Source organism: Pleomorphomonas oryzae DSM 16300 (assembly GCF_000422965.1).
Taxonomy (GTDB): Bacteria; Pseudomonadota; Alphaproteobacteria; order Rhizobiales; family Pleomorphomonadaceae; genus Pleomorphomonas; species Pleomorphomonas oryzae.
The window spans coordinates 1-2,232 of sequence record NZ_AUHB01000032.1 but is presented as its reverse complement, the minus strand read 5'-3'; the positions used below and the strand labels follow the sequence as shown (position 1 = coordinate 2,232).

Below are 2,232 nucleotides of genomic sequence, written 5' to 3'. Positions count from 1 at the left end.
GGATGGACAGGGATAATGAGAGCGATAAAGCCGATCGAGCTATTAGTACCGGTAAGCTTCACGCATTGCTGCGCTTCCACACCCGGCCTATCAACGTGGTGGTCTACCACGGCTCTGATAGGGAGCACTGGTTTTGAGGTTCGTTTCCCGCTTAGATGCCTTCAGCGGTTATCGAGTCCATACTTAGCTACCCTGCAATGCGGCTGGCGCCACAACAGGTCCACCAGAGGTATGTCCATCCCGGTCCTCTCGTACTAGGGACAGATCCTCTCAATACTCCTACACCCACGGCAGATAGGGACCGAACTGTCTCACGACGTTCTGAACCCAACTCACGTACCACTTTAATCGGCGAACAGCCGAACCCTTGGGACCTTCTCCAGCCCCAGGATGTGATGAGTCGACATCGAGGTGCCAAACGATGCCGTCGATATGGACTCTTGGGCATCATCAGCCTGTTATCCCCGGCGTACCTTTTATCCGTTGAGCGATGGCCCGTCCACGAGGGACCACCGGATCACTATGGCCGTCTTTCGACTCTGCTCGACGTGTCAGTCTCGCAGTCAGGCAGGCTTATGCCATTGCACTCGTCGACCGATTTCCGACCGGTCTGAGCCTACCTTCGCGCGCCTCCGTTACTCTTTGGGAGGCGACCGCCCCAGTCAAACTACCCACCACACACTGTCCCGGACCCGGATGACGGGCCGCGGTTAGACAGTCATGACGATAAGGGTGGTATTTCAAGGATGGCTCCATCTGAGCTGGCGCCCAAACTTCATAGCCTACCACCTATCCTACACATGCCGACACGAATGCCAGTGTGAAGCTATAGTAAAGGTGCACGGGGTCTTTCCGTCTGACCGCAGGAACCCCGCATCTTCACGGGGAATTCAATTTCACTGAGCCTGTGCTGGAGACAGCGGGGAAGTCGTTACGCCATTCGTGCAGGTCGGAACTTACCCGACAAGGAATTTCGCTACCTTAGGACCGTTATAGTTACGGCCGCCGTTTACCGGGGCTTCAATTCGGAGCTTGCACCCCTCCTCTTAACCTTCCGGCACCGGGCAGGCGTCAGACCCTATACGTCGCCTTATGGCTTCGCAGAGCCCTGTGTTTTTGTTAAACAGTCGCCACCCCCTAGTCTGTGCCCCCCGATAACGGTTGCCCATTACCGGGGCCTCCTTCTCCCGAAGTTACGGAGGCAATTTGCCGAGTTCCTTCAGCACAATTCGCTCAACGCCTTGGTATACTCTACCAGTCCACCTGTGTCGGTTTGGGGTACGGTCTGATGCAGGGGCTATTTCCTGGAACGCTGAGACAGCAAGGCCAATCCGATAAGGCCTTACAGTCCTTCACATCCGTCACCACCTGCTGGCTGAGGAATATTTACCTCATTCCCATCGACTACGCCTTTCGGCCTCGCCTTAGGGACCGGCTAACCCTGCGAAGACTAGCTTTACGCAGGAACCCTTGGACTTTCGGCGAGGGTGCTTCTCACACCCTTAGCGTTACTCATGTCAGCATTCTCACTTCCGATACCTCCAGAGGTGGTCGCCCATCCTCCTTCGCAGGCCTACGGAACGCTCCGCTACCGCTTGCACAAGTGCAAACCCATAGTTTCGGTGCACGGCTTGAGCCCCGTTACATTGTCCGCGCAGGAACCCTTGACTAGACCAGTGAGCTGTTACGCTTTCTTTAAATGATGGCTGCTTCTAAGCCAACATCCTGGTTGTTTTGGGATTCCCACATCGTTTCACACTTAGCCGTGACTTCGGGACCTTAACTGATGGTCAGGGTTGTTTCCCTTTTCACGACGGACGTTAGCACCCGCCGTGTGTCTGCCGGATAGTACTCTCGGGTATTCGGAGTTTGCTTAAGATCGGTAAGTCTGTAGGACCCCCTTGCCTATGCAGTGCTCTACCCCCCGAGGTATTCGTCCGACGCTCTACCTAAATAGATTTCGCGGAGAACCAGCTATTTCGAGGTTTGATTGGCCTTTCACCCCTAGTCACAAGTCATCCCCGACTTTTTCAACAGGCGTGGGTTCGGTCCTCCAGTGCGTGTTACCGCACCTTCAACCTGCTCATGACTAGATCACCTCGTTTCGGGTCTAATCCGTCGAACTGAACGCCCTGTTCAGACTCGCTTTCGCTGCGCCTACACCTAACGGCTTAAGCTCGCTCGACAGACTAAGTCGCTGACCCATTATACAAAAGGTACGCCGTCAGCATT

General features: G+C 55.0%; 1 rRNA gene. It reads right to left on the bottom strand.

Annotated elements, in window-relative coordinates:
• Positions 1 to 21: 21 nt before the first annotated feature.
• Positions 22 to 2,232 (bottom strand): 23S ribosomal RNA (locus G522_RS0124025); the annotation flags it as partial.